This is a genomic window from Lysinibacillus sp. NPDC056959 (assembly GCF_042674095.1).
Lineage (GTDB): Bacteria > Bacillota > Bacilli > Bacillales_A > Planococcaceae > Lysinibacillus > Lysinibacillus zambalensis.
This window is the reverse complement of sequence record NZ_JBHURE010000004.1, coordinates 186346-209314: the sequence shown is the minus strand read 5'-3', so window position 1 is coordinate 209314 and position 22969 is coordinate 186346. Positions and strand designations below refer to the sequence as shown.

The 22969-nt window shown below is 37.3% G+C and carries 21 protein-coding genes, 1 pseudogene and 2 riboswitches; of the genes and pseudogenes, 5 read left to right on the top strand and 17 right to left on the bottom strand.

Annotated features, from left to right (window positions below):
* The first annotated feature begins 2 nt into the window (after positions 1-2).
* The 3 genes from ACFTQ7_RS07230 (at position 3) to ACFTQ7_RS07220 (ending at position 5333) form a co-directional block, all read left to right on the top strand.
* Positions 3-1346 (top strand): TldD/PmbA family protein, encoded by a 1344-nt coding sequence (locus ACFTQ7_RS07230; RefSeq protein ID WP_386827922.1) that lies wholly within the window; start codon positions 3-5, stop codon positions 1344-1346.
* Between the two features lie 457 nt (positions 1347-1803).
* Positions 1804-4935, top strand: a complete 3132-nt coding sequence (locus ACFTQ7_RS07225) for a stalk domain-containing protein (RefSeq protein ID WP_386827921.1) — start codon at positions 1804-1806, stop codon at positions 4933-4935.
* 227 nt (positions 4936-5162) lie between these two features.
* Complete coding sequence (locus ACFTQ7_RS07220) at positions 5163-5333, top strand: hypothetical protein (RefSeq protein ID WP_386827920.1); 171 nt, start codon at positions 5163-5165, stop codon at positions 5331-5333.
* 114 nt (positions 5334-5447) lie between these two features.
* Here the strand turns inward: ACFTQ7_RS07220 and ACFTQ7_RS07215 are convergent, their stop codons facing one another.
* The 11 genes from ACFTQ7_RS07215 to ribE form a co-directional block, all read right to left on the bottom strand.
* Positions 5448-5957: a QueT transporter family protein gene (locus tag ACFTQ7_RS07215; protein ID WP_079559973.1), complete on the bottom strand. Its 510-nt coding sequence runs from the start codon at positions 5955-5957 to the stop codon at positions 5448-5450.
* A gap of 152 nt (positions 5958-6109) precedes the next feature.
* Positions 6110-6865 carry a 3-oxoacyl-ACP reductase gene (locus ACFTQ7_RS07210; protein ID WP_386827919.1) on the bottom strand — a complete coding sequence of 252 codons (756 nt, stop codon included), beginning with the start codon at positions 6863-6865 and terminating at the stop codon, positions 6110-6112.
* A 55-nt stretch (positions 6866-6920) separates the two neighbouring features.
* On the bottom strand, positions 6921-7142 hold the full coding sequence (locus tag ACFTQ7_RS07205) for a DUF2829 domain-containing protein (protein WP_323646632.1): 222 nt from the start codon (positions 7140-7142) through the stop codon (positions 6921-6923).
* A 66-nt stretch (positions 7143-7208) separates the two neighbouring features.
* A complete protein-coding gene (locus ACFTQ7_RS07200) occupies positions 7209-7577 on the bottom strand; it encodes a hypothetical protein (protein ID WP_386827918.1) in 369 nt (122 codons plus the stop codon).
* 137 nt (positions 7578-7714) lie between these two features.
* A complete protein-coding gene (locus ACFTQ7_RS07195; RefSeq protein ID WP_386827917.1) occupies positions 7715-8566 on the bottom strand; it encodes a GNAT family N-acetyltransferase in 852 nt (283 codons plus the stop codon).
* A 20-nt stretch (positions 8567-8586) separates the two neighbouring features.
* Positions 8587-8826 carry a hypothetical protein gene (locus ACFTQ7_RS07190; protein ID WP_386827916.1) on the bottom strand — a complete coding sequence of 80 codons (240 nt, stop codon included), beginning with the start codon at positions 8824-8826 and terminating at the stop codon, positions 8587-8589.
* Positions 8827-9968: 1142 nt separating this feature from the next.
* Positions 9969-11273, bottom strand: coding sequence for an ATP-binding protein (locus ACFTQ7_RS07185; RefSeq protein ID WP_386827915.1), 1305 nt, complete (start codon positions 11271-11273; stop codon positions 9969-9971).
* Between the two features lie 497 nt (positions 11274-11770).
* Complete coding sequence (locus ACFTQ7_RS07180; protein ID WP_386827914.1) at positions 11771-13234, bottom strand: spore germination protein; 1464 nt, start codon at positions 13232-13234, stop codon at positions 11771-11773.
* A gap of 165 nt (positions 13235-13399) precedes the next feature.
* The gene (gene ribH, locus ACFTQ7_RS07175; RefSeq protein ID WP_370082743.1) at positions 13400-13867 is read right to left on the bottom strand and encodes a 6,7-dimethyl-8-ribityllumazine synthase; all 468 of its coding nucleotides are present in this window, start codon (positions 13865-13867) and stop codon (positions 13400-13402) included.
* 205 nt (positions 13868-14072) lie between these two features.
* On the bottom strand, positions 14073-14699 hold the full coding sequence (ribB, locus tag ACFTQ7_RS07170) for a 3,4-dihydroxy-2-butanone-4-phosphate synthase (protein WP_483869433.1): 627 nt from the start codon (positions 14697-14699) through the stop codon (positions 14073-14075).
* A gap of 20 nt (positions 14700-14719) precedes the next feature.
* Positions 14720-15358, bottom strand: coding sequence for a riboflavin synthase (gene ribE, locus ACFTQ7_RS07165; RefSeq protein ID WP_386827913.1), 639 nt, complete (start codon positions 15356-15358; stop codon positions 14720-14722).
* A gap of 193 nt (positions 15359-15551) precedes the next feature.
* A riboswitch (FMN riboswitch) is annotated at positions 15552-15677 on the bottom strand.
* A 260-nt stretch (positions 15678-15937) separates the two neighbouring features.
* A riboswitch (FMN riboswitch) is annotated at positions 15938-16063 on the bottom strand.
* A gap of 497 nt (positions 16064-16560) precedes the next feature.
* On the opposite strand from ribE, the gene ACFTQ7_RS07160 reads away from it, so the two are divergent.
* Positions 16561-17178, top strand: a complete 618-nt coding sequence (locus tag ACFTQ7_RS07160) for an HAD-IA family hydrolase (RefSeq protein WP_386827912.1) — start codon at positions 16561-16563, stop codon at positions 17176-17178.
* A gap of 72 nt (positions 17179-17250) precedes the next feature.
* On the opposite strand, the pseudogene ACFTQ7_RS24875 reads toward ACFTQ7_RS07160, so the two are convergent.
* The 3 genes and pseudogenes from ACFTQ7_RS24875 to ACFTQ7_RS07140 all read right to left on the bottom strand — a co-directional run bounded on the left by ACFTQ7_RS24875 (position 17251) and on the right by ACFTQ7_RS07140 (position 19773).
* Positions 17251-17950: pseudogene (locus ACFTQ7_RS24875) on the bottom strand (methyl-accepting chemotaxis protein).
* A 106-nt stretch (positions 17951-18056) separates the two neighbouring features.
* Positions 18057-19049 carry a VanW family protein gene (locus ACFTQ7_RS07145; protein ID WP_386827909.1) on the bottom strand — a complete coding sequence of 331 codons (993 nt, stop codon included), beginning with the start codon at positions 19047-19049 and terminating at the stop codon, positions 18057-18059.
* A gap of 82 nt (positions 19050-19131) precedes the next feature.
* Positions 19132-19773 (bottom strand): transmembrane-type terpene cyclase, encoded by a 642-nt coding sequence (locus tag ACFTQ7_RS07140; protein ID WP_386827908.1) that lies wholly within the window; start codon positions 19771-19773, stop codon positions 19132-19134.
* A gap of 159 nt (positions 19774-19932) precedes the next feature.
* Between ACFTQ7_RS07140 and pgeF the strand changes: the two genes are divergently transcribed.
* Entirely contained in the window at positions 19933-20697 is a 765-nt protein-coding gene (pgeF, locus tag ACFTQ7_RS07135; protein ID WP_386827907.1) for a peptidoglycan editing factor PgeF, read from the top strand.
* A gap of 123 nt (positions 20698-20820) precedes the next feature.
* Here pgeF and ACFTQ7_RS07130 read toward each other — a convergent pair whose 3' ends face one another.
* The 3 genes from ACFTQ7_RS07130 to ACFTQ7_RS07120 form a co-directional block, all read right to left on the bottom strand.
* A complete protein-coding gene (locus tag ACFTQ7_RS07130; RefSeq protein ID WP_349660796.1) occupies positions 20821-22185 on the bottom strand; it encodes an amino acid permease in 1365 nt (454 codons plus the stop codon).
* A gap of 205 nt (positions 22186-22390) precedes the next feature.
* Positions 22391-22579 (bottom strand): hypothetical protein, encoded by a 189-nt coding sequence (locus ACFTQ7_RS07125; protein WP_386827906.1) that lies wholly within the window; start codon positions 22577-22579, stop codon positions 22391-22393.
* 173 nt (positions 22580-22752) lie between these two features.
* Positions 22753-22962 carry a hypothetical protein gene (locus tag ACFTQ7_RS07120; protein ID WP_132359178.1) on the bottom strand — a complete coding sequence of 70 codons (210 nt, stop codon included), beginning with the start codon at positions 22960-22962 and terminating at the stop codon, positions 22753-22755.
* Between the last annotated feature and the right edge of the window lie 7 nt (positions 22963-22969).

Here is a 22969-nt window from a genome sequence, read left to right as displayed (position 1 = left end):
AGATGAATATTGCTGAATATCAAGAAAAACTACTAGACCAGGCGATAGAAGCCGGTTTTACAGAGGCTGAAGTTTATTTCGAACGAAAAAGCTCTTTTCAATGTATGCTTTACGAAGGACAGATTGATAGCTATGAAACGTCTGAGGATGGGGGTCTAAGTCTTCGTGGGCTGCATAACGGAAAAATGGGATACGCCTATACAGAAAAACTAGATGATGATTCGATGTCCTTTTTAATCAACAGTGTAAAAGCAAATGCAGAAGTTCTAGATGAAAATGAGGGCATAGATATTTTTGAAGGCAGTAATGAATACACGCCACATGAATTTTACAATGAAGAATTAGAGTCAATCGGAATTCCTGAAAAAATCGAGCTTCTACGTTTAATTGAACAAAAAATCCGTGCCTACGATTCGCGCATTGTAACGCTTGATTACTGTTTTCTTCAAGAATATACTACTGAACGTTTATTAGCGAATAGTAAAAATCTTTCTCTATCACATAAGGAGAACGGCCTAGTCATTTTCCTTTCCACAGTGGTCAAAGAAGGAGAGGAACTGAAAACGGGTAGTTATTTGAAAATGACTCGTGATTTTCATTCTCTCAATGCTGATGAAATTGCTAAAGAAGCAGCCGAGGAAGCACTTGCGAATCTTGGTGAAAAGTCGATTCCATCCGGAAAATATCCAATCATCCTACGCTCTGATGCGACAGCATCTTTACTAAGTACTTTTATGCCGATATTGTCAGCTGAAAATGCTCAAAAAGATCAATCTTTATTAAAAGGTAAAGTCGGACAAAAAGTGGCGTCAGATGCTTTGACAATACTGAATGCCCCATTCCATCCTGAAGCTTTGTCAGGAGCAAACTTTGACGGTGAAGGTGTTTCAACAAAGGAGCAGGCAATCATTTTAGATGGAACACCGCAAACACTATTGCATAATAGAAAAACAGCAAAGAAGGAAGGCAGCAAAACGAGCGGACATGCACATAAAGACTCTTACAAAGGCACTTTATCAATCGCACCTCAAAATTTATATATTTCACCAGGTAATCGATCACAAAAGGAGTTAATTGCCTTAGTCTCTGAAGGTGTACTTATTACCGAATTATCTGGCCTTCACTCAGGTACGAATACGGTTTCTGGCGATTTTTCTGTCGCAGCAAAAGGTTTCCATATTCAAGATGGCAAAATTGTATCACCCGTGAAGCAATTGACAATAGCCGGAAACTTCTTTATGTTCTTAAATACTATTGAAGAAATTAGCTCAGAGCTTTTCTTCCTACCAGGTGGGTATGGCTCCCCTTCCCTCCTTGTGAAGGAGCTATCAGTGACGGTGGAATAAAACAGAGAAATTTTACAAAGGTACTCCTCGGCAATGCTTGTCGCTAATCTTTGCGACAAGCTTTTTATTTGCAGCCGAATTGCTATTGTTCTGGTCGACCCGCTTGATCGGAATAATAGCCAGCGCTTTCACTACAGCGGTAGTCTGTCCTCGTAAACCTGTACCCCATTTAATGAAGAAAGTCATCATCCCTATATGACTATTCGTTTTATAGTCATAGAAATGTATTCCTCTCCATTCGTACTATGAATAATACGTCAAGAAAGTCACGACGAAGGTATATTTATTATTTCATATAGGAAAACGTCCAATAAGGCTAATGTGGCATTACTAACCTGGTTAAATTTTCTTTAGTAGGTAAAAATGCGAAACTTTTTCACCTATTGGTGCGTACTAATTATACAATGATATTTATCATTGCCAGATTAATATAAAGGCATCGAGAGGAGTGGAATTTATGAAGAAAATATGGACTTTGTTTCTTGCAGCGATACTTATTGTACCGTTATTGCTGCAACCAGCGACCGCTCAAGCGGCAAAGGCCATCACGATTTTTGTAGACGGGGTTCAATTAAAGACCGATCAACCGCCAGTGATGGTTCAAGGGCGCGTTATGCTACCGCTTAGAGCAATTTTTGAGGCATTGGATGCAAGAGTGTATTGGGATCAAAAAAATCAAACCGTTACAGGAATTAAAGGAGATTCAACGGTAGTTCTCAAGATTAAATCGAAGGTAGCTACTATTAATGCCAAGAGCGTTACGCTTGATGTACCTGCACAGATCATAAATGGCAGAACAATGGTACCAGTACGCTTTGTGAGTGAAGCGCTTGATCAGGAAGTTGACTGGAACTCGTATAATCAGACCGTATCTATTAAATCTGATACTCCGAGCAATATCAGTATTTCTCCAGTGAGCCATGTGTCGGTTAGAGATATTGGTAATCAAGGAGATGGGCGTGACCTGGAGGTTACCTACTCCAATTCGTCTACTGAATCACTTGTGGATCATTACCGGGTTCTCGTTGTGAAGGCTTCAAAAAGCTTTAATCAGGCGTCGGCCCTGAAGGTCTCCGCTTCAAATTATACGAAAGTATCACCTGCCGGCTCGGATCGTTCTATCGTATTAAATCAAAGTTCGCGGGATGTGGACGGTGACTATATTAGAAATGACCAGCCTTATGTAGCGTATGTACTTGCAGTTGGAAAAGGTTCTTATTCCAGCGTATTATCGAAATCTTCTCAGAAGATTACCCTAACGAGCATGTCTCCAATCGTAGAAATAACAAATTTGAAAATTAGCGATATTAGCGATTTCGGCGACGGACGCGATCTCTCGATTAGCTTCACTCGTCCGAAGAATGACAACAATGTTTCGAGTTACCGTGTAATTATCGTAAAGAGTAAAGACGCGGACAATTTCGGTCTTACTACTGCGAATAATTTATCCAGTAGCTACTATACGACAATGAATAAATCGGGAAGCAACGGCGGTACAGTGACAGGAACTCTGTCTTCCACAGCACGTGACTCTGCCGGTGATTTCATTAAGAACGGCGTACCTTATACAGCATTCGTCTTGTTAGTTAGCAGCACTGATTCAGCTGTTAATATGCTGTCATTCCCTTCTTTATCCGTAACACTTCGTCCAAATACAGCGGCTACTCCTGTTATTACTCAAGTTGATGATGTCAACGACTATGGAGATGGACGCGATCTGAGAGTGAGCTTCAACAAAATATCCGATGAGTCTAACATTAGCGCATACCGGATCTTTGTTGTAAGAGCAAACAACTATTCGAACTTTACATTGACCAAAGCGAACAGTCTGTCCAGCTCTAATTACACACAAGTGAACAAGACGGGCTACAATATTTCTCAAGTACTCTCTTCTGGGACTCGAGATACAGACGGTTATGCCATTCAGAATGGGGTCAGCTATCGTGTATTCGTTATGGCCGTAGCTAAAAACTCAGGGAAAAACGTATTATCATCGGCTTCCAATGCGATTACGCTATATAGTAGCAGTGTAGGTGCAGTATCGAATCTCAACGCCAGCGATGAATATGATTATGGCGACGGTCGTGATCTCAATGTATCTTTCACTAAAGCGGCAGATGAGTCTAATATTAGTCACTATCGCATCATGGTTGTGCCAACAACTTATTACAGTAGCTTCAGTCTGTCGGATGCTAATAATGTATCCAGCAGTAATTATACAACGGTGAACAAGTCAGGAAATAACAAGTACGGGATGACGCTCTCAGGAAATGCTCGGGATGTGCGCGGCAATTATATTACGGATAGAACTAGCTACCGTGTCTATGTTCTCTCGGTAGGCTATGGCAATTATTCCGGCAGCAATGCGCTGTCCTCGCCAACGTCTACGATTACGCTCGGTAAGAACATCAATGTGCAGGCTGTAACCAATCTAAATGTTGCTGATGTAAATGATTATGGGAATGGTAGTGATTTGCAGGTAACGTTCACGAAGCCCTCCGATGAAACAAATGTCAATCATTATCGGATTTTTGTCGTACCGACAGCTTATTACAGCAGCTTCAACTTATCACAAGCCAATAGCAGCTCTTATTACATCACAGAGAGCAAAGGCGGAAACAAGTCGTTAACTAGAACATTAGATAGAGCTCGAGATGTTCGCGGTAATTACATTACGGAGGGCACAGGCTACCGTGTTTATGTAGTGACTGTAGCGAATGGAAATTCTTCAAGCGTCAATGCTTTATCTTCTGATTCGTCGGTGATTACGCTTACTAAGAACAAAGCCGTTCAAGCGGTCAGCAATGTTAATGCCAGCGATGTAAGTGATTTTGGAGATGGCCGTGATTTACGGGTATCGTTCAATCATGCATCTGATGCATCGAATATAAGTGAATATCGAATTATGGTTGTACCTAAAAATAAACCATTCAATGTTTCAATAGCAAGCAACATTCAGACTCAAAATTATACAGCCGTAAGTACTTCTGGTAGCAGTACTAACCAGGTTCTTAACATTAAGGCAACGGATATAGATGGGAATTCTATCACTAATAGTACGTCGTATAACGTCTACGTATTGTCAGTTGGAAACAGTGCAACCGGCACATTTGCATTGTCTGGTGCTTCGAATGAAATTACGTTAACCAATTCTGCCGCGGTAGAAGCAGTAACTAAAGTAAGACTCTCAAACGTGGGGAATACTGGCACATATAAAGATATCCGGATTAGCTTTAATAAAGGAAGCAATGAAAATAACGTAACAGGATATCGAGTATTCTTGGTTCCTACAGATAAAGTAGAAGACTTCAAGGTTTCTTTTGCGAATAAAGTCTCTTTAGAGAATTACACTTCAATCTCGTTAGGCATAAATACAATCAGTGAATATTCATTGGATTTAATGAATGATGTGTACGGTAAAGAAATCAATACATCTACTTATTATCATGCCGTAGTAATGACCTTAGCCAAAATGGGAGATAGTTATAATATATTATCTGAACCGTCTCCTCAGTTCAAACTTCAGGCTAAAAAAGATGATACTCCGCCAGAAGAGGTAAAGCCTGCCCCATCTGACACTCCATCTTAAGAGATAAGCAATACTTTTTCACAAAAAGGGACTCCTCAGGTGGTGCTTCATGGGCCATCAGAGGAGTCCCTTCTTGTTGTGCACAGCTCATGTGCCCTCCGACTGTTTCTAGGAATGTCTGGTCTATACTGACTTAGATAATCAGTTGATGGACAATAATAAGGCAAACAATAGTACTAAAATCTAGGGAAATGTGGGCATAGATTTATGAAAAAGGTGGTTTAGTGATGAGTAAAATACAATTTGTGGAGGCGCAGGGTCCAAAAGTGTTTACCGAACCGCTGCGGAATATTGCTAAAGAACTGGGAGTCTTGATCCTCTTCGAAAAGAATCATCGCCCGGATCTTATGCTGGAATATACCAGTAAGAATCCGGGCGATGAGGTTTATATTGTCTGATTCAGGCTGAAGTATTTGAGCTGATGAACTTTGCCCAAGGTGTACTAGGTAAGATTGTGGTCAATATTGAGCACCCTTACTTCATAAAAGAGACTCGCTTTTTTATGCATTAAACTATTTCGATAAATCAATTTTTTTATTTAATAAATAAATAGTCATACCACCAACAGTCATTGACAATAGCTCTCCGATTCCAACCGTAAACCATGTTGCCCAAAACGGAAGATCATAGAGAATTGTTAATTGTCCTGCAACGGTGAACATTGAAATAGCAAAAATCAATGCAGTTATAACCATTTTCACAAGATCATTTGTTATATTTTTCGTTACTCTTCGGCAAAGAACTAAAACGAGGAATGTCGCAATTCCACCAATGGGTACATCTAATATCCACGTTGGTGACATGAAATTAGCGAGTACTACTCCTAGAGTCACGGCTACTACATAGCGTTTGTTGTAGAGGGCCAGGTAGTTAAACATCTCCGATAGACGTAATTGAACTGCCCCAAAACTGATGACTGACAATAAAACAGTTACAGCCACATATAAAGCTGCAACAAGTGCCGTCTTTGTAAGCTCGGTTACAGAAGTACGGCTTGAATCTTTTACAATAGATGTATTCAATTTTATTCTCCTTTGTAAAATAGCACATCCGCTATTTTAGTAATAACTACGGCCAAAGGAAGAGAGCTTTTCGCCCTATCTGAAGTGCCGTAGTGCAAGCAGATTTTTGCTTACCTGCGTATTATATCAGAAGAATTTACGATTGAACAATCTTATTTCGTTAGCCAGCCACCATCGATTGGCATAATAGCTCCATGAATATAATCAGCAGCCGCACTTGCTAAGTAAAGTGTTAAATTCGCTACTTCATGTGGTTGTGCCCAGCGTCCAGCAGGCGTTTCATTAGCGACCCATTTGGCCATTTCCCCATCACCTTCAAAATCTGCCTTATTCATCGGTGTTTGAATGGCCCCAGGTGCAATGGCATTGGCACGAATTCCTTCACGACAATAATCTAAGTCTAACTGTTTCGTATAGCCGACAATCGCATGTTTAGATGCTGTATACGCTGCACCACCACCGCCAGCAACAAGTCCTGCAATAGATGCCATATTAACAATGACGCCTGATTTTCGTTTTACCATATGAGGTAATACCGTATTCGTTACAAAAAAAGTACCCTTAACATTGGTATTCATAATTTTATCCCAAAGCGCCTCATCTGTATCCAGTGTTTTTGCAAAACCATCTAAAACGCCCGCGGTATTTAATAAAATATCTACCTGCTTAAATTTTGAAATTGCAGCTTCAAATGCTTGCTCTACATCGTCCTTATTACATACACTACCTACTTTATAGGCAAATTGTTCAGGGTATTGGTGATATAGTTTTCCTAACCCTTGCTCATGTAAATCAAGCCCGAATACGTTTGCCCCATTTTCTAAAAATGCAATAGCTTGAGCTTGACCAATACCTGAACCAGCCCCCGTCACAAATACCGTCTTGCCCTTATATTCTTCAAACGTCATCGATCTCTCTCCTCTAAAAATAAAGAAACCACCTCATTTGAGATGGCTCTTCCTATTAATTGACAATTATCCAATCTTCCGCTAATAAATCACAGACAGTCGGCGTAAACATTGTATAGCCCTCACCGCGTACATTAATTAAAAAATAAGGATTCAAAGTCTCGCCATCATGTTCGCTTTGTCCAACAAGCTTCACATATAATTCGGCACCGCCCCAACCTTTACGAATTACTTTTTCGCCAGCCTTTAAGCGAGGTAAAATTTCTTCAAACGTCATTTAAATTCATCCTTTATTTACATTCTTTATCGGATTAGTATACTGTAATTCTCAATTGTTTACAACCTAGCCCTCAAGCAAAACCGTATAAAGTATATATTGCCCATTTATATCCGCAATGATAGTATCAGTATTATTATCATTTGTAGAGAAAATCTTTGTTCCACTTTCCAATTTAGTAGCATAAAAATCATTGAAATTTTTAGAGGAATTTGTAGTTTTAATAATTTCCCCTATAATCTCATATTTCGTATATTCTAATTGTTTCATCGATTCCAAGCTTGTAGTATTAATGTAAATCAAATTATTATATTGAAGAATATCCGCTTGAGAATGTTCTGTAAGAATAGATTTTGCAGTGGGAGTGGTATTTATAGTCGGTGTACAACCTACCAACACCAATATTAGTAAATTACATATGAGTATTTTCCTCATAACTAATAACACCTTCTTTTTTTTACTACTTGGAACAATTAAGGTTCAATTTAAATTCTTCATCTATAACTCCCCAAATTTAAGCAACATCATTTTACATAGCTTCACATCGAAATTGACTCTTCTTATCTCGCAAACTACGAACCCATTTTCTTCTTCATCTGCACTTGCTCCGTCTTCACTTCTAGCCCATTTTCCATCAAATAACTCGTAGCTGGATTACTTGCTAAAAAGTTAACTGTTGCCAGTTTTACCTTGTGTTTTGTAATGCTTGCGATAAAGTGTGGAATATGCTCAACATTACCATTCCCTAATAGCTCTAATTGATACAGCACTATGCTGTCGATGGCTGCCTCCTGATTCCATACAGTTTTATATAACATATAGCCAATTGCTTCATTATTCTCATTATAAAAAACTTTAGCTTCTCCGTGTTTATTGCTTTGCCAGCTACATTGCCAAGGAACATCTTCCTGATAAAAAGATAAATGCGGTAGCTGTTCTGGCCGAATAGTTTCCACATGAATGTCGACTGGCTTCTCTACTTTTTCTTCATATTCGCCACTTAAAAAGAGCAATTGATTTGTAACGGTATAGCCATACTTCTCATATAGCGAAATTGCTACCTTATTCTCTTTAATAGCTTCCAGCGTTGCAACTTCCACATTCTCTCTTTCATAGATGGCGATGGTTTCTTCCATTAAAACACGAGAAACACCTTTACCGCGAAAGTCTGGAGAGATACCTGTTCCTCCATTCCAAGAGGTTTTCGTACCATCTATTTGTCTAAAGCCATTTAATACAATACCGACAGGATTATTTTGATCAAATGCGACGATTGAAAGCTCTGGCGATAGTCCTTCCCCAACTAGTCGGTTTAAAAACACCTCTTCATTCATTTCTATTTGTACAAAATACCCCTCAAAGCCTTTATTCCAAGCTTTTAAAGTTTCATTTAACGTGCACTGTGAGACTGTTTTTATTTTCATATTTTTCTCCCATCCCTACGTTAATTTAAAAGTGATAAACCTTCTAAAGTTAATTTTTTTATTATTTCATAACCATTTCCAGGACCATTTGGCTTAACAATAACCATTCCCATGTCCGAAATCTCCCCTAGTCCAACATCTTCAGGAAAACTATGGGCAACGATCACTTGATTCATTCCTTGCGATGGCTTTCTTTCTAACACTGATTGCACATTTGATAAAATATTACTTTTTTCAACAAAAGGAATAGCCCAACCCAATTTATAAATTTCATAACCAATTGGGTCAATTTGAATATAAGAATAAGGAAATGCGAGCTGTGCCGTTTCAACTGTACGACAAAAAGGACTTACGACTACTGGTGAACTAATCGGAATTTGTAAATGACGTAACTAGTTGTCCAAAGTAAACGGCCTGCCTCCGCCCAAATTCAGACAAATTTCTTTGCGTAACAAAATCTTGGAAATTTAAATATGGCTAATCTACTCCGACAGTTGCTTGACCATGACTTGCATACAAAACAAATCCACCCTTTCTCAATAGATCAAGGATTGATTTATCCAAATATTTCAACTCCCCCCTAATAGAATACCATCGATTATTAGTACTATATGAAATGAATTACTCAAAAAATGTAAAACTAAAAGTTGAAACTGCTTTTCGAATAGAGAAGGAGCCATTCCACTGGCATATATTTCACTTTGCCTATATCGAACTTAGTTTAAAGAAATCGAGTAGGAGGGAGTGGTTAACTCCCGACCTCTCACACCACCGTACTTACGGATCCGTATACGGCGGTTCCATGAAGTCTGACGAACAGCGATTTTGTATCTCCCTGTTCGTTACGCTTTTCTGTCTCTCCTTGCCACTTGTATTCTCAGCCCTCTTAATGTCTCCTATGGGATTCACCATTTCTTCCACTAAGTAAGTCCATCTTTGGATTGTCTGCTTCATTGAACAAGTGAAATTCGAGTTTATTCCACATTCCTTCATGGTTCGGTCCTTCCCATGTAAACGGTACTATGACCTCTGCTGACTTCTGATGGTTCAGCTACCTATCGCTAAGTAGGTTACAAAGTGTGCTTTGCGTTTCCATCAGACCTCCCCGGGTAAGCGTATGCACTTTCACACCATCTATCCGCCTCATTTACTCGATATGACCTTTGACAGAAAGGACTTTGTATTGTTGTGCACACTCATCCAATCATACCTAGCCTTCTATGAGATTCGTGTTCCTCGGACCGGTGTTTTGCCTTCAGATTCCGCGTCGCCACGGACACCCTTGCTCTTGGCTAACCTCTACTTCTGTCTTCGGGGTTCGGGACTTACACCCTATAGTTCAAACGCATGCCGGGCGCACACAAAAAAACTTCCTACAATTTTCTGTAGGAAGTTTCGAAATTTACTTTATTGGAATAGTTACTATAGCGGTTGTCTCTAGATGTTTTGATGAATCGATAGAAATTTGACCGTCGTACTTATTGACTATTTCATTCACAATAAACAAGCCTTGCCCTCTTGTATTACCATTTTCCGGTTTCTTTGTAGAAAATCCCCGCTTGAATATTTGCCCTACTTCTACAATATTTGGTCCAGTATTTGTAACCTGTAATTTATATTGCGTGTCATCAGCTTCACAGCTAATTGTTATTTTACGTTGTTCTTCCGATAATTCATTTGCAGCATCAATCGCATTATCTATTAAATTCGATAAGATTTTAATTAGATCCGTTGTTCTAATTTTATTAAACGTATCCTGAGAGACTGTGAAATCCATATCAATATTATGATTTTGGGCCGTTAGTTTTTTTGTTTGCAATAAAATCGCCAATCCAGGATGATCAATATTTAAATTAAGAGACTTAATATCATGAACTTCTTTATACAATGAAGATAAATATTGTTTTGCCTGATCAGGTTCATCTAATTGTAGGAATCCATGCAATACTTGTATATGATTTGTGAAATCATGTCTTAAAGAGGACACGGAAGTGATTAAAGTTTTAATTTCCGCTTGATATGTATCTTCTGTCGCTTCAACTTCTTCTGCTACTTCTTTTTGATACCATCTCTGTAAGAAGAAAACTGAGCCGGTAACCATTAAAATGAGTACACCGTTAAAAATAAATACTAAAAGATTGTCTTCGATCACTTTTCCCTTAATGTCATTTAATGTGTCTGCACTAATATCAATACCTATGTATGCAATAACCTCCCCTGTTTCATCCTTAATCGGTGCACCAACAGTTAAGTAAGAACCATATATAGAATCTTGTATTACATCTGTTATAAATGTTTCTCCATTATAAGCTTTTTGCACTTGTGTCTCGGGTACAGTACAGTCCATTCCGATATAAAAGCCTTTAACTTCACTTGGTAAACCCATGATCATTGCTTTGGATACCTTCGGATTTTCAATATCTAATGTATAAACAAATAAAGCACCTATTTTTACTCTTGCATCGTTTAAGTAGCTTCTTATTTGCCAATAATACTCATTTTCCTCGGGGTTTTCTAAAAATTGTTTGTACGCCTCTACATCAATAGTAGATGCGATAGAAATAGCCGCTTTCAGACTTTGGTTCGCTATTGACTCTTCTACTGTCTTTTTCATTTTTACATAGGATGTAAAGATGTTTAAACTTGTAAACAATACTAATAAGAGAGTTGATAGTATTAAAATTAGTTTTATTTTTCGTGTTTTCATACAAACTGGTACTTCCTCATCTATTGACATGAATAATATCTTAATTTAATTGAGCTTGGCTTTCGCATTCCATAATAATTGTTAGTCGTAGTTGACATCATCTCATACTTTCATCCTAGAAAACAATTTCATATCCAACAACCCTATTATACTACAATATACTTCTTTTTTTATGGCTGTTTAAAAATCATTTATTTGCGTAGTGAAATGCTCTTCCTGTCGATAATCAGATGAAGAGAAGTAAGATTTTTAGAAGTTTGAACGACAATGGCTATCTCCCCCCTGTACATCCTTCCTAAACACACTGTTCGGAAATACGATTCAGGATTCTTAAATAAGAATATTGGTTCTTAGTTTATCATCTCAAGCCCGTTTTGACTATCTCAACCTTCGCCCCCTACTTTTGGGCTATGTCCTTCTCATCGTTGAAATGGGGGTCTGTTGGGAAATGAAAAAAGATCAGGCCTATAAAAACCTGATCTTTTCATTTTAAGTATTTATTTTTTCCTACTCGATGTCTTTGTCTCATCCTGTACATTTAAAAATTTCGGTCGCTTACTGTAACCTGAAGGAGAAAGGCGAACTAAAGATTTTTTAATGTCCGGCCAATCTAAATTCGCTCCCATATTTAAGTACGGAACGCCTAATACTCGTAAATTTGCAATATATAGAAGTATGAAAAACACCGAAATGAAGAATCCAAATAATCCAAAAAAGGCAGATGCTAAAATAATGATTACCCTGAGAATACTCATTGCTGATGCAAAGGATTGATTGACGAGTGTAAAAGCTGCAATACTTGAAGTAGCTATAACGATAATCATGGAAGGACTCGTAACCCCCGATTTAATCGCTGCATCTCCAATAATTAATCCCCCGACAACGCTTATGGAACCACTGATAACATTAGGTAGATGTATATTAGCTTCCCGAAATAATTCAAACATAAATAGCATCATTAATATTTCAAGAATAGATGGAAATGGGAGCCCCGTTCTTGATTCAACAACTGTTGCCAATAGGATGAATGGCAATTGCTCTTGATGAAAGGTTGTAAGTGCAAACCAAAAGCCTGGTAAAAGTACACTTATTAAAATTGCAACTATTCTTAGTAAACGCTCCATAGAACTTACAATAATCGGATACTCATTATCCTCACCAGATTTAAAAAGTAACATTACATTAACAGGTGTAATAATCGCATAAGGGACTCCATCAACTACGATGATAATACGCCCTCTACTTAAAGCTTGTACAGCAAAATCCGGACGTCCAGTATAATCATGCTTAGGCAGAATTTTATCGCTCTGCCCAATCCTTTCCATCAATATATCCCCGCTAAATATAACGTCCGCATCAACTCGCTGGAGCTGTATTTTTATTTTCTCAAGCATCTTTTTATTTACGACATCTTCTAGATAAAGTACAGCTACGGTTGTTTTGGATCGTGTGCCAAGTTCATATGTTTCAACACTTAATGAATTAGTCGGTAATCGTTTTCGTATTAAAGCAATATTAATTAAAACATCCTCAATAAAATCATCTCTCGGACCTTTGATAACCAATTCAAGAGTTGTTTCTTTAGGCTCTCGATTTGGTTTTTTTGCGATATAACTTGAATACAGCAAATCCATATCTTCGAAATATAGTAAAACATGCCCTTTATAGACTCTCGTGATGGCCTCATCTTTACTTGTTATTCTCTGAAGATGGGGAATGTGTAAATGATTTTGTATATGTTCCGCTAACAATTCATCCGATGTTGCAGTAAATAAAGATTGTATTCGTTGCACAATAACGGTCTGCAGTAACCGTTCATTAATCATCTCTTCGCATTTTATCAAATGTACTTTATGTTGCTGAAAGAAATACTCCTGAAATACCACATCAGCAGAGCGTTGAAATAGTGACTTCAAAGATTTCAAATTTAATTCTTGTTCTATTGAAGAAATATCCCTCATCTCCTACTGAGCCAGCTCCAAATTAGTACATTTATAAAAAATAACATAAATACACTTACGGATATTTTCTCCATGCTTTAAAAAAATATTCAAGAATATATACTGTTTAAAATGCTTTGTCAGAATAATTTAGCGTTGCAATGTCCAACCTATTATTAGAAAGATTTATCCAATCATCTTCTTTAAATTTGCCATTTCAATAGCTGACATTGCTGCGTCATAGCCTTTATTTCCTGATTTAGTCCCTGCGCGCTCAATTGCTTGTTCAATATTTTCAGTAGTAACAATGCCAAAAATAACAGGTACATTTGTAGTTAGTGACACATTTGCAATTCCTTTTGCTGATTCATTACATACATAATCATAATGTGTTGTTGAGCCACGAATAACCGTACCTAATCCAATAATTGCATCATATTTCTTTGTTTCAGCTAACTGTTTAGCGATGAATGGAACTTCAAATGCTCCAGGAACCCATGCTACATCGATAGAATTCTCATCAACACCATGACGCTTTAAACCATCTAATGCACCGTCTAATAATTTACTTGTAATAAATTCGTTGAAACGACCTACTACTACTGCTATTTTTAAATCCGTACCAATTAATTGTGCTTCAAATGTTTTAACCATTTTTCTTTTCTCCTTTTTTATGGCTCATCACCATTTCGTGTGGTTGATTTTCGTGCAGCGGCACCGAGGTTCGTCTCGAAGGTCTTACCACAGGACGTGATTCTTTTAGCCTTCGTTGATTCCCAAGGAGTTAACAAGCCAGAACGAAGATTAACTTTATACGTTTTTAACAAAAATCATCCACAACTTTTGGTGATAACCTTTTTTATATAGTCATTGTGTTTTCTTCCATTATTTGTTGACGATATGTTGCCAATGCTTCAATTGAAATCATTTTTAGATGATGTTGTGCTGCATATTTAACGAGATCATTAAAGCGTAGCATTTTGCCATTGTCGCCCATAATCTCACATATAACTCCTGCTGGAACGCTATTACAAAGCTTTGCCAAATCTATTGTAGCTTCCGTATGTCCCCTACGCTCTAATACACCATTTTCCTTTGCTATTAGTGGGAATACATGGCCTGGTTTACGAAAATCCGCAACTTTAGCTTGTGGTTCGAGCATTTTCTGTATAGTCATTGCCCGTTCAAAGGCGCTAATTCCAGTAGTTGTGTCAGCATGATCAATACTAACGGTAAATGCTGTTTGATGATTATCTGTATTCACACTAACCATAGGGTTTAATGCTAATTTTTGTGCAAGCTGCTGGGAAATTGGCGTACATATAAGGCCTCTTCCATAGGTAGCCATAAAGTTAATCGTTTCAGGTGTCATAAATTCCGCAAGTGCTAGTAAGTCCCCTTCATTTTCCCGATCCTCGTCATCTACTACAATAATTATCTTTCCTTGCTTTAAATCCTCAATTGCTTCTTCAATCGAATGTAGCAATTTCGCCACCTCCTTGTTGGTTAAAATCCGTTTTGTGCTAAGAAGTCTTTTGTGATGGCCGGCGGTTCCTGACCATACTTAAGTTGATGTAAAATGTATTTTCCTACTAAATCGGTTTCGACATTGACGAGATCACCAATTTTCTTCATACCTAAAATTGTTTCCTTGTACGTATGGGGTATCAATGATACTGTGACACCGTTTTTCTCAACTTGAAAGATTGTTAAGCTCGTTCCGTCAATTGTGATGGAGCCCTTTGGAATACAGAAACTCGTTAACTCCTTTGATAGCTCTATATCAATATAAACTGCATTTGCTAACGGCCGCTTTCGTACTACTTTCCCTACTCCGTCTACATGCCCAGATACAAAATGACCACCGAATCGCCCATTCGCTGACATAGCGCGCTCTAAATTTACTGGATCTCCTATTGCTAGCTGCTGTAAATTTGTTGCCTTTACCGTTTCAGGCATTACATCCATCGTAAGCTCCTGATCATTAAAAGATATGACTGTTAAACAAACACCATTGACCGCAATACTATCCCCAAGCTTTACATCCTCTACCATTTTCTTTGAAATAACAGTGATTTCCATACTTTTTCTATCGCTTTGCAAGGTTTTTACGGTACCAATATCCTCAATAATTCCTGTAAACATTTTTTCACCCACTTCCATTCATTGGTCTAAGCTTAATTATCCATTTTTGGAGCCCTATGTACCTCCTCCCTCAATCAAAAATTTCTGTTCAAATAAAAAACCCCTTTGATTAAAGGGGTTTGGGAGTTCATATAAATAAGACGTCAACAAATAAACCTTAAGGATACAAAATTTTTCCTTAGGCTACCATCTCATCGTTCTTCTCCCATCCAGACTATAACTGTCGGTTTTGGATTTGCACCAAATCAGCTTGCGCTCACGGACTTTGAATTACTTCATCACCGCCGATTGGGAATTTCACCCTACCCCGAAGAACTACTGCTATTCAATTTGTTAGCTAAATAATAAATCAATTTCGCCTTGGCGTAATTGCATCAGGATTTTGAATTGTACCAGCACAATTCATTCCTTTCAAAGTCCGTGATATCCACCGGAGGCTTTATCTTTATTTAGTGGGTGTCCAAACATCTACTAAATAAAGATAAAAAAACTTCCCAACTTAAACGATGGGAAGTAGTTTACATAAAAGCATAATCAAATAAACCTTATAAACTCAAGCGAATTTAAAAAGGTCTTACTTTTACCCTTCTCCCATCCAGACTATAACTGTCGGTTTTGGATTTGCACCAAATCAGCTTGCGCTCACGGACTTTGAATTGCTTCATCACCGCCGATTGGGAATTTCACCCTACCCTGAAGGATATTTTTATTTAGCTATTTCTTACGATACCACTACTTAATTAATTTATCCAGATAAATCTCAAAATCAATTGTAAGTTTCTGTCATGATGCCCCATTCACATGTAGGACTAGACTACATCACGTCCTGACCTTTGTGGCCATCCTGTTGTTGCTGACGTTACGTTAGCACTTCACTTTCGCACAATAAACATCCATTGCCTTAAGCAGCTCATCGGATGCCTCTAGGAAGCTTTGCTCTGTGCGAAAGCGTAGCGACAGCAAATGTTTTATCTGTGCGAAAGCGTAGCGACAGCAACAACAACAACAACAAAGCGCCCGAATCAACCACAAATTATGGTGATGATCCAAAAATAATTATTAGTGAAAAAATTGCTCATCTAGAGTTATTTGTACTCCGTTGTTTCATATCCTGTATAATCATGTCATTTTTTTAAGTATAGGCAGTAACATTTTTAAAAATTAAACGTCTTTACAACTAGATTATAAAGGAGTTAGTTTACATGAAATATATTATCTTTGATTTTGATGGAACATTGGCAGATTCTACGGCAGTGTTAGCATCAGCTTGGAATACAATTGCGCAAAAATATAAATTTAAAGGAATAGAGTTAAAGGAAATTGAATCGTTGAAAAAATTATCTATAGCGGAACGAAGTAAATTATTCGACTTTCCTATGTATAAATTGCCGATGATTTTACCTCAATTTTATCGCTTATATCGCCAGTCATTAAATGATGTTCATCTTTATAACGGTATGAAGGAAGTCCTAATGGAAATTGATAAAAGAGGCTATAAAATACTTATCATTTCCTCCAATTCACAGGAGAATATTTTAGAATTTCTAAAAATGAACGGCATTCATTGTGTGTCGGATGTTCTTTGTTCAAACCGAATTTTTGGAAAGGATAAAGTGATCAAGAAATTTTTAAAGGACACAAGCATTACACCATCAGAAGTTTTATACATTGGTGATGAACAAAGAGATATCGCAGCCTGCAAAAAAGCGGGAGTGCCTATTATTTGGGTTGGTTGGGGATATGACTCTTTTGAAGTTGTGCAACAAGAAGAACCCGATTACAAAGTTGCTACACCACAAGAAATTTTGACTATTATTTAGACAATGAGGATAATAGCGATTAATTTGCTATTATCCTATTCAATTATGCTGAGGCATAATTGCTTGAAGTTATTAGGCCTTTACTTCGCTTATATGCATTAATTTTTCTGCTGTGCTATTAATTCCTTTATATGCATCGGTTAATTCATGCATACTCACAGAAAATTGCTGGGTAAACATTGCGATTTGATTCGCAAATTCATTGACTTGATCAATAGATTGTTTAATGCTTTCTAATTGGTTTGTAATGCTTTCGGCACTATCCGTACTACTTTGCGACATTTTCTGTATTTCAGATGCTACTACAGCAAAGCCTCGTCCATGCTCACCTGAGCGAGCAGCCTCTATGGATGCATTTAATCCAAGAATTTTAGATTTCATAGCTAAATCTTTTACTAAATAACAATCGTATTGATTTGTTGAATATCGCCAGTCATTGATTCTGAAAACTTGGATACGAAATAATGGCACTTAACACACCGATTACTTTCCCACCATCAAAAATAGGCTGTGCAGATGCAATATACGCCATTCCAAAATCTTCAGAACCTCGCTCTTCCCTCATAAACTTTCCTAGGCTTAGAGACTTTTCAGTTGTTGTTCCACGATACTTCGCTACAGGATCACCAACTTTAATCTTTAAGTCCACTTGTTTACCTGGCTTGTAAGCAATGACCTTCTCAGTATCAGCAACTATAATACAAGCATCTTCAGGGTATGTTACCTGGTAAAAATCGATAGAATCTATTGTCGCATGTAGCTTTGGATGCATTAATTTTCCCCTTTTCCAATAACACGATTATACTAAAGTTTCTTAATTTAACTATAGCATGACACCAAAAAAAGACACCTTTAGCTTAAGTGTCTTTGAAAAACTACTATGACTTTTTCAAGATTTCTACAAATTTTTCTGCTGTTCTTACCTCAACTGTAAGAGAGTTTTTACTATAGTTAGCTTTTATTAAAAATGGTACATCACTGGTATTGTGGAATCTAAAATCTAAACCACCATAAGAAACAGTAGCGTCTCTTCCTTTTGGAACATACCCTACATCTAAAGAATGGTGATGCCGTTCTACAAATTTAACTGGTATTTGATCAACTGCGTTAAACAAGGTAGAAGACGTTTGACAAATACCTCCACCAATGCCCATCACAACCTTTTTGTTGATGATTTCTGGTGCAGGCTGATAACCATTCGCTCCGTCTCTAGGGCCAACTACTGTATTAAACGAGAAATAATCTCCACTTCCAACGATAACATTATTGATTGCCTTCGCAGAAAGCTCAATATTTTTATTTCTGCCTACATCATCGGTATTGAAGTAAGTTGTATAGGATGCTACAACTACGTTTTCTAGATAGGGGATATCTTCAAAATAATATCCGCTTTCAGTAATATAAAGAGGCATCTCCACTTTACCACCGGTAGCTGATGCTTCTAATATTCTCTCTACTAATTCACTTTCTTTTAAAACAATTAAAGGACTACCTTTCATTAGCTTCCCTTGATCGTCCAGCTTATCGAGTATCATACGCTTATCATAGCCAGCCGCTTTTTCATTCCCTCTCGCCAACTCTTTTGCTAATTGCTCAATTTGCTTTGTATACGATTGTTTATCACGCTCATAGCCCATTTCTTTCGGTGAAATTGTTTGGATGATAGCTTTCGTAGAAGGGTCTACAATTTCAACAACGACAGACTCTGTTTGTTGTTGTTCAATGGCAACAGGCTTTTTTAAATCCTCAGCTTTTTGCTCTGACTCTTGAATTGGTTGTTCTTGCTTTTTCTCATCCGCAGATTTCACCTGACAGCCCACTAGCCCAATCGTACAAATAATACAAAATGTGGTCATCCACTTCTTTTTCAAATAAAACACCACCCTATCGTCATACTACAGAGACATCTTATTCGTGTATTGTTGATAGTGTGTTTCATTTCATCATTTTTATTTATTTTTGAAATGAAGGTGAATTAGCATATTTCACATAAAATCTATAAATTAATACGATATAAAGCCAATCATAAATAAGGGTCGCAAGCGAAATAATAGTAATCAACGGTGTTCTAAAATACATATAGAAACCAACTGCAGCAAACATCGTTCCAATCATTTTACAAACAGCGATGCCCATTGATTGGCCACTTAAGTTCCCTCTTTGTAAAAACAAAGCAATAAACAATCCTGACATCATCAAATTCTGTATAAATGCGGCATACTTGCCTTCTAGATCATTAAATTCATGCACCATTGCTAAAATCGTAAAAAAGCTTACTACTAGTGTGATCAAAAAAGATGAATAAAATATTTTCCTTGGAACTATTTTTTTATATTCCTTATGACCATAATGTAAAAATTGCATCATAATAAAAATGTCTAAAATAAACCACAGTAACGTAATAATCCGTTGCAAGTCATTTTGTGGATACATAAATGAAAAAATAAATTCCCATGAAATATTTGCACAAATTGCAACCATGGGCATCCCGTATCGCTTATCTTGTAATCCTTGTTTGATGATTAGTATGTATGTAATAATCCAAAATAACCCCATTCCTAATTGACAAATCAGTAGGAATTTTTCTTGCGTCATATATACAAACTCCTTCCTCCTAATAATGATTCTTCGATACTATATGTGAAGAAATCTATTATTTATGTCAAAGGTTTGTACAACTAGGCTCTTAAAAATCTCAGAGTAAGCGCCTATACATTCAGGAACTAATCATATATAGTAAAACGAGGTGATGTTATGAAAACTAAAATTTATTTTGATAATGACCAATTTATCGCAGGCACTACTTTAAAAAATGATATCGAACTAGAACAAAACAATATGGCATTGCATACATGTGTACATGAAGCTGATGTGCTAGAAAATCGAAAAAAACTGGCAACTACTTTGCATTGTGACTTACATGATTTTATTTGCACGCAACAAACACATAGTGCTAATTTCCACAAAGTCACGACTTCTGATAAAGGACGTGGCGCTGAAAAGATGGACAATGCCATTAGTAATACCGATGCACTTTATACAGTAGAATCGAATTTACTTTTATGTAGTTTTACAGCAGATTGTGTACCTGTCATTTTTTATAATGAAGTCAATGGTCTTATTGGTGTGGTACATTCAGGATGGCAAGGAACTGTCAAGGAAGTTACATTAAAGCTTTTCCAACATTTGATGGAACACGAGCATTGTAATCCTCAAGATTTTCACGTTCAAATCGGTATGGCACTCAGTCAGCAGAAGTTTGAGGTGGATACAGATGTTTATGAAAAATTCCACAATCTAGGCTATGCTGAAGACTTTATGTATTACAATGCAGAAACAAATAAATATCATATCGATAATCAACAAACTGTCAAAAAACAATGTGAGCTTGTAGGTATTCCTTCAAAGCAAATATTGATTGATTCAACGTGCACATTTCTCAGCCCAGATGGGTTTTCCTACCGCCAAGATAAACAGGCAGGCAGACATTTAAGCTTTATTATGCGAAAAGAAAAATAATTGAAAGGGACAATCCAATTATTAATGGAGCGTCCCTTTTGTTGTATTGAAAAACTATATCTCTATCAAAAAAGGAAAAAGGATGTATCTCATAGTAGAGAAATACACCCTTTTAACATTTCATTATTTATTAACGGGACGATCTTTTCCAATTCTAAAAACATAATAGCTCATGATCACAAGAACTAAGAAAACAATTCCCACAATTAGTGAAACTCTCGTATCATCATTAATCCACATACCGATTAGCACCATTATTAAAAAGGCAATCGTTAAATAGTTTGTAAATGGTGTTAAAGGCATTTTGAATGGGTGCTTAGAGAGTTGTTCACCTTTTATTTTTCTAAATCGTATTTGACTGATTAAAATAATAAACCATGGAACCATCCCTGGTAATACACTAGCACTATATACATAGACAAATAAATTTCCTGGTGCAACATAACTTAAAATAACACCGATAACCAAACCAAATAGCACACCTGCTGTACCGAAAATGGGAACACCATTTTTAGAAAGCTTCGCAAAAAATTTAGGTGCTTGTCCATTCATGGCAAGTGTATATAGCATACGTCCAGCACTATAAATTCCACTATTACAGCCTGACATCGCTGCTGTAATGACCACAAAATTAATAATACCTGCCGCAGCGGTAATTCCAACCTTTGCAAAAGTTGCAACAAACGGGCTACCGATCGTACCTAATTCATCCCACGGATAAACTGTTACAATGACAAAGATTGCACCGATATAAAATATTAAAATACGCCAAATAATACTTTGAATCGCACTCGTTATAGTTTTTTGAGGATTTTTCGCTTCTCCTGCTGTAATCCCAATGAGCTCAACACCTTGATAGGCTGCAACTACTAATGATAACGCAAAGAAGAAACCTGTCCAGCCGCCTGTAAAGAAACCTCCATGATTCCAAAGGTTCGATAATCCGATTGCCACGCCTTCATTACCAATCCCAAAGAAAATAAGCCCAAAGCCTGCAACAATCATTAAAACAATCGTTACAATTTTAATCATGGCAAACCAAAACTCAAATTCTCCAAAAGTTTTAACAGAAATAAAGTTGGCAACACCTAAAATAATCATTGCAATTAATCCCGGAATCCATGCTGGCAAATCAGGATACCAGTATTGCATATAAGTCCCTACTGCTATAATCTCTGACATCCCAACAATAACCCACTGAAACCAGTTACTCCACGCCGTTAAATAACCAGCTAATGGGTGGATATATTTATAGCCAAATGTTGCAAAGGAACCTGTACTTGGCTCCATATAAAGCATTTCTCCCATTGCTCGCATAATGAAGAAAATAAATATTCCTGCTATACCATATGCAAGGAGCACGGAAGGCCCTGTCCACTGAATGGCATTAGCAGACCCCATAAACAAACCTACGCCAATAGTACCTCCAAGAGCAATCATTTGGATATGACGTGCATCTAATCCCCTATTTAACTCTTTATTTGCCACAAATTACGCCTCTTTTCGAAGTTCTTTCTACAATGAATTATTTAATAATAATAATAAATTCTGTAGAAAAACACAATTGTATTTTTAGGAAAAACATAAATTACGGCAATACAACAAGAGATCTGGAGGGCATTTTGAAGGTACTTTCCGTCGCTTCGGCTGTTCCATCCACCTTTTGACCGTTCTTTCCGTCGCTTCGGCTGTTCTATCCACCTTTTGACCGTTCTTTCCGTCGCTTCGACAATTCTTCCGCTTTGGCTGTTCCATCCGTCGCTTCGGCTGTTCTTTCCGCTTTTGCTGTTCCATCCGTCGCTTTGACGGTTCTTTCCGTCGCCTTGACTGTTCTATCCATCACTTTGACGGTTCTATCCACGATTTTGACGGTTCTATCCACGACTTTGGCTGTTCTATCCGTCGCCTCAGCGGTTTTATCCGCTTTTGCTGCTCTATCCATCACTTTTAGCAACACTGTCATCTTGGAATCAAACTTTATGTAAAAACCTATTTTATAACGTAAAAAACTCTATTCCTTCATGAAAGACGGTGAATGGAATAGAGTTAATTTTGTTATTGCAATAACGTCTGTTCTTGGAGCTTTGCAGAGAAGTATTTGCGTGCATCTGCTGTTAGAATTTGCATCAGAATAACTTCTTCTTGACGGGCAAATTCTACAAACATTCCACTTAGATTTTCATAAACATATTTGATTTTATAGCCACTATCTAAATATTGATCTACTTTTTTTATTTCCTCTGTGCTTTGTTGATGTTCTGACATGCAATCA

What these genes read in the sequence shown, in the direction of transcription:
- ribE (WP_386827913.1), bottom strand. Translation starts at nt 15,358, where the DNA reads ATGTTTACAGGAATTATTGAGGATATTGGTACCGTAAAAACCTTGCAA.
- ACFTQ7_RS07120 (WP_132359178.1), bottom strand. Translation starts at nt 22,962, where the DNA reads ATGTCAGAACATCAACAAAGCACAGAGGAAATAAAAAAAGTAGATCAA.
- ribH (WP_370082743.1), bottom strand. Translation starts at nt 13,867, where the DNA reads ATGGTTAAAACATTTGAAGCACAATTAATTGGTACGGATTTAAAAATA.
- ACFTQ7_RS07230 (WP_386827922.1), top strand. Translation starts at nt 3, where the DNA reads ATGAATATTGCTGAATATCAAGAAAAACTACTAGACCAGGCGATAGAA.
- ACFTQ7_RS07225 (WP_386827921.1), top strand. Translation starts at nt 1,804, where the DNA reads ATGAAGAAAATATGGACTTTGTTTCTTGCAGCGATACTTATTGTACCG.
- ACFTQ7_RS07210 (WP_386827919.1), bottom strand. Translation starts at nt 6,865, where the DNA reads ATGACGTTTGAAGAATATAAGGGCAAGACGGTATTTGTGACGGGGGCT.
- pgeF (WP_386827907.1), top strand. Translation starts at nt 19,933, where the DNA reads ATGAAAACTAAAATTTATTTTGATAATGACCAATTTATCGCAGGCACT.
- ACFTQ7_RS07180 (WP_386827914.1), bottom strand. Translation starts at nt 13,234, where the DNA reads ATGAGGGATATTTCTTCAATAGAACAAGAATTAAATTTGAAATCTTTG.
- ACFTQ7_RS07205 (WP_323646632.1), bottom strand. Translation starts at nt 7,142, where the DNA reads ATGACGTTTGAAGAAATTTTACCTCGCTTAAAGGCTGGCGAAAAAGTA.
- ACFTQ7_RS07195 (WP_386827917.1), bottom strand. Translation starts at nt 8,566, where the DNA reads ATGAAAATAAAAACAGTCTCACAGTGCACGTTAAATGAAACTTTAAAA.
- ACFTQ7_RS07220 (WP_386827920.1), top strand. Translation starts at nt 5,163, where the DNA reads ATGAGTAAAATACAATTTGTGGAGGCGCAGGGTCCAAAAGTGTTTACC.
- ACFTQ7_RS07185 (WP_386827915.1), bottom strand. Translation starts at nt 11,273, where the DNA reads ATGAAAACACGAAAAATAAAACTAATTTTAATACTATCAACTCTCTTA.
- ACFTQ7_RS07160 (WP_386827912.1), top strand. Translation starts at nt 16,561, where the DNA reads ATGAAATATATTATCTTTGATTTTGATGGAACATTGGCAGATTCTACG.
- ACFTQ7_RS07200 (WP_386827918.1), bottom strand. Translation starts at nt 7,577, where the DNA reads ATGAGGAAAATACTCATATGTAATTTACTAATATTGGTGTTGGTAGGT.
- ACFTQ7_RS07140 (WP_386827908.1), bottom strand. Translation starts at nt 19,773, where the DNA reads ATGACGCAAGAAAAATTCCTACTGATTTGTCAATTAGGAATGGGGTTA.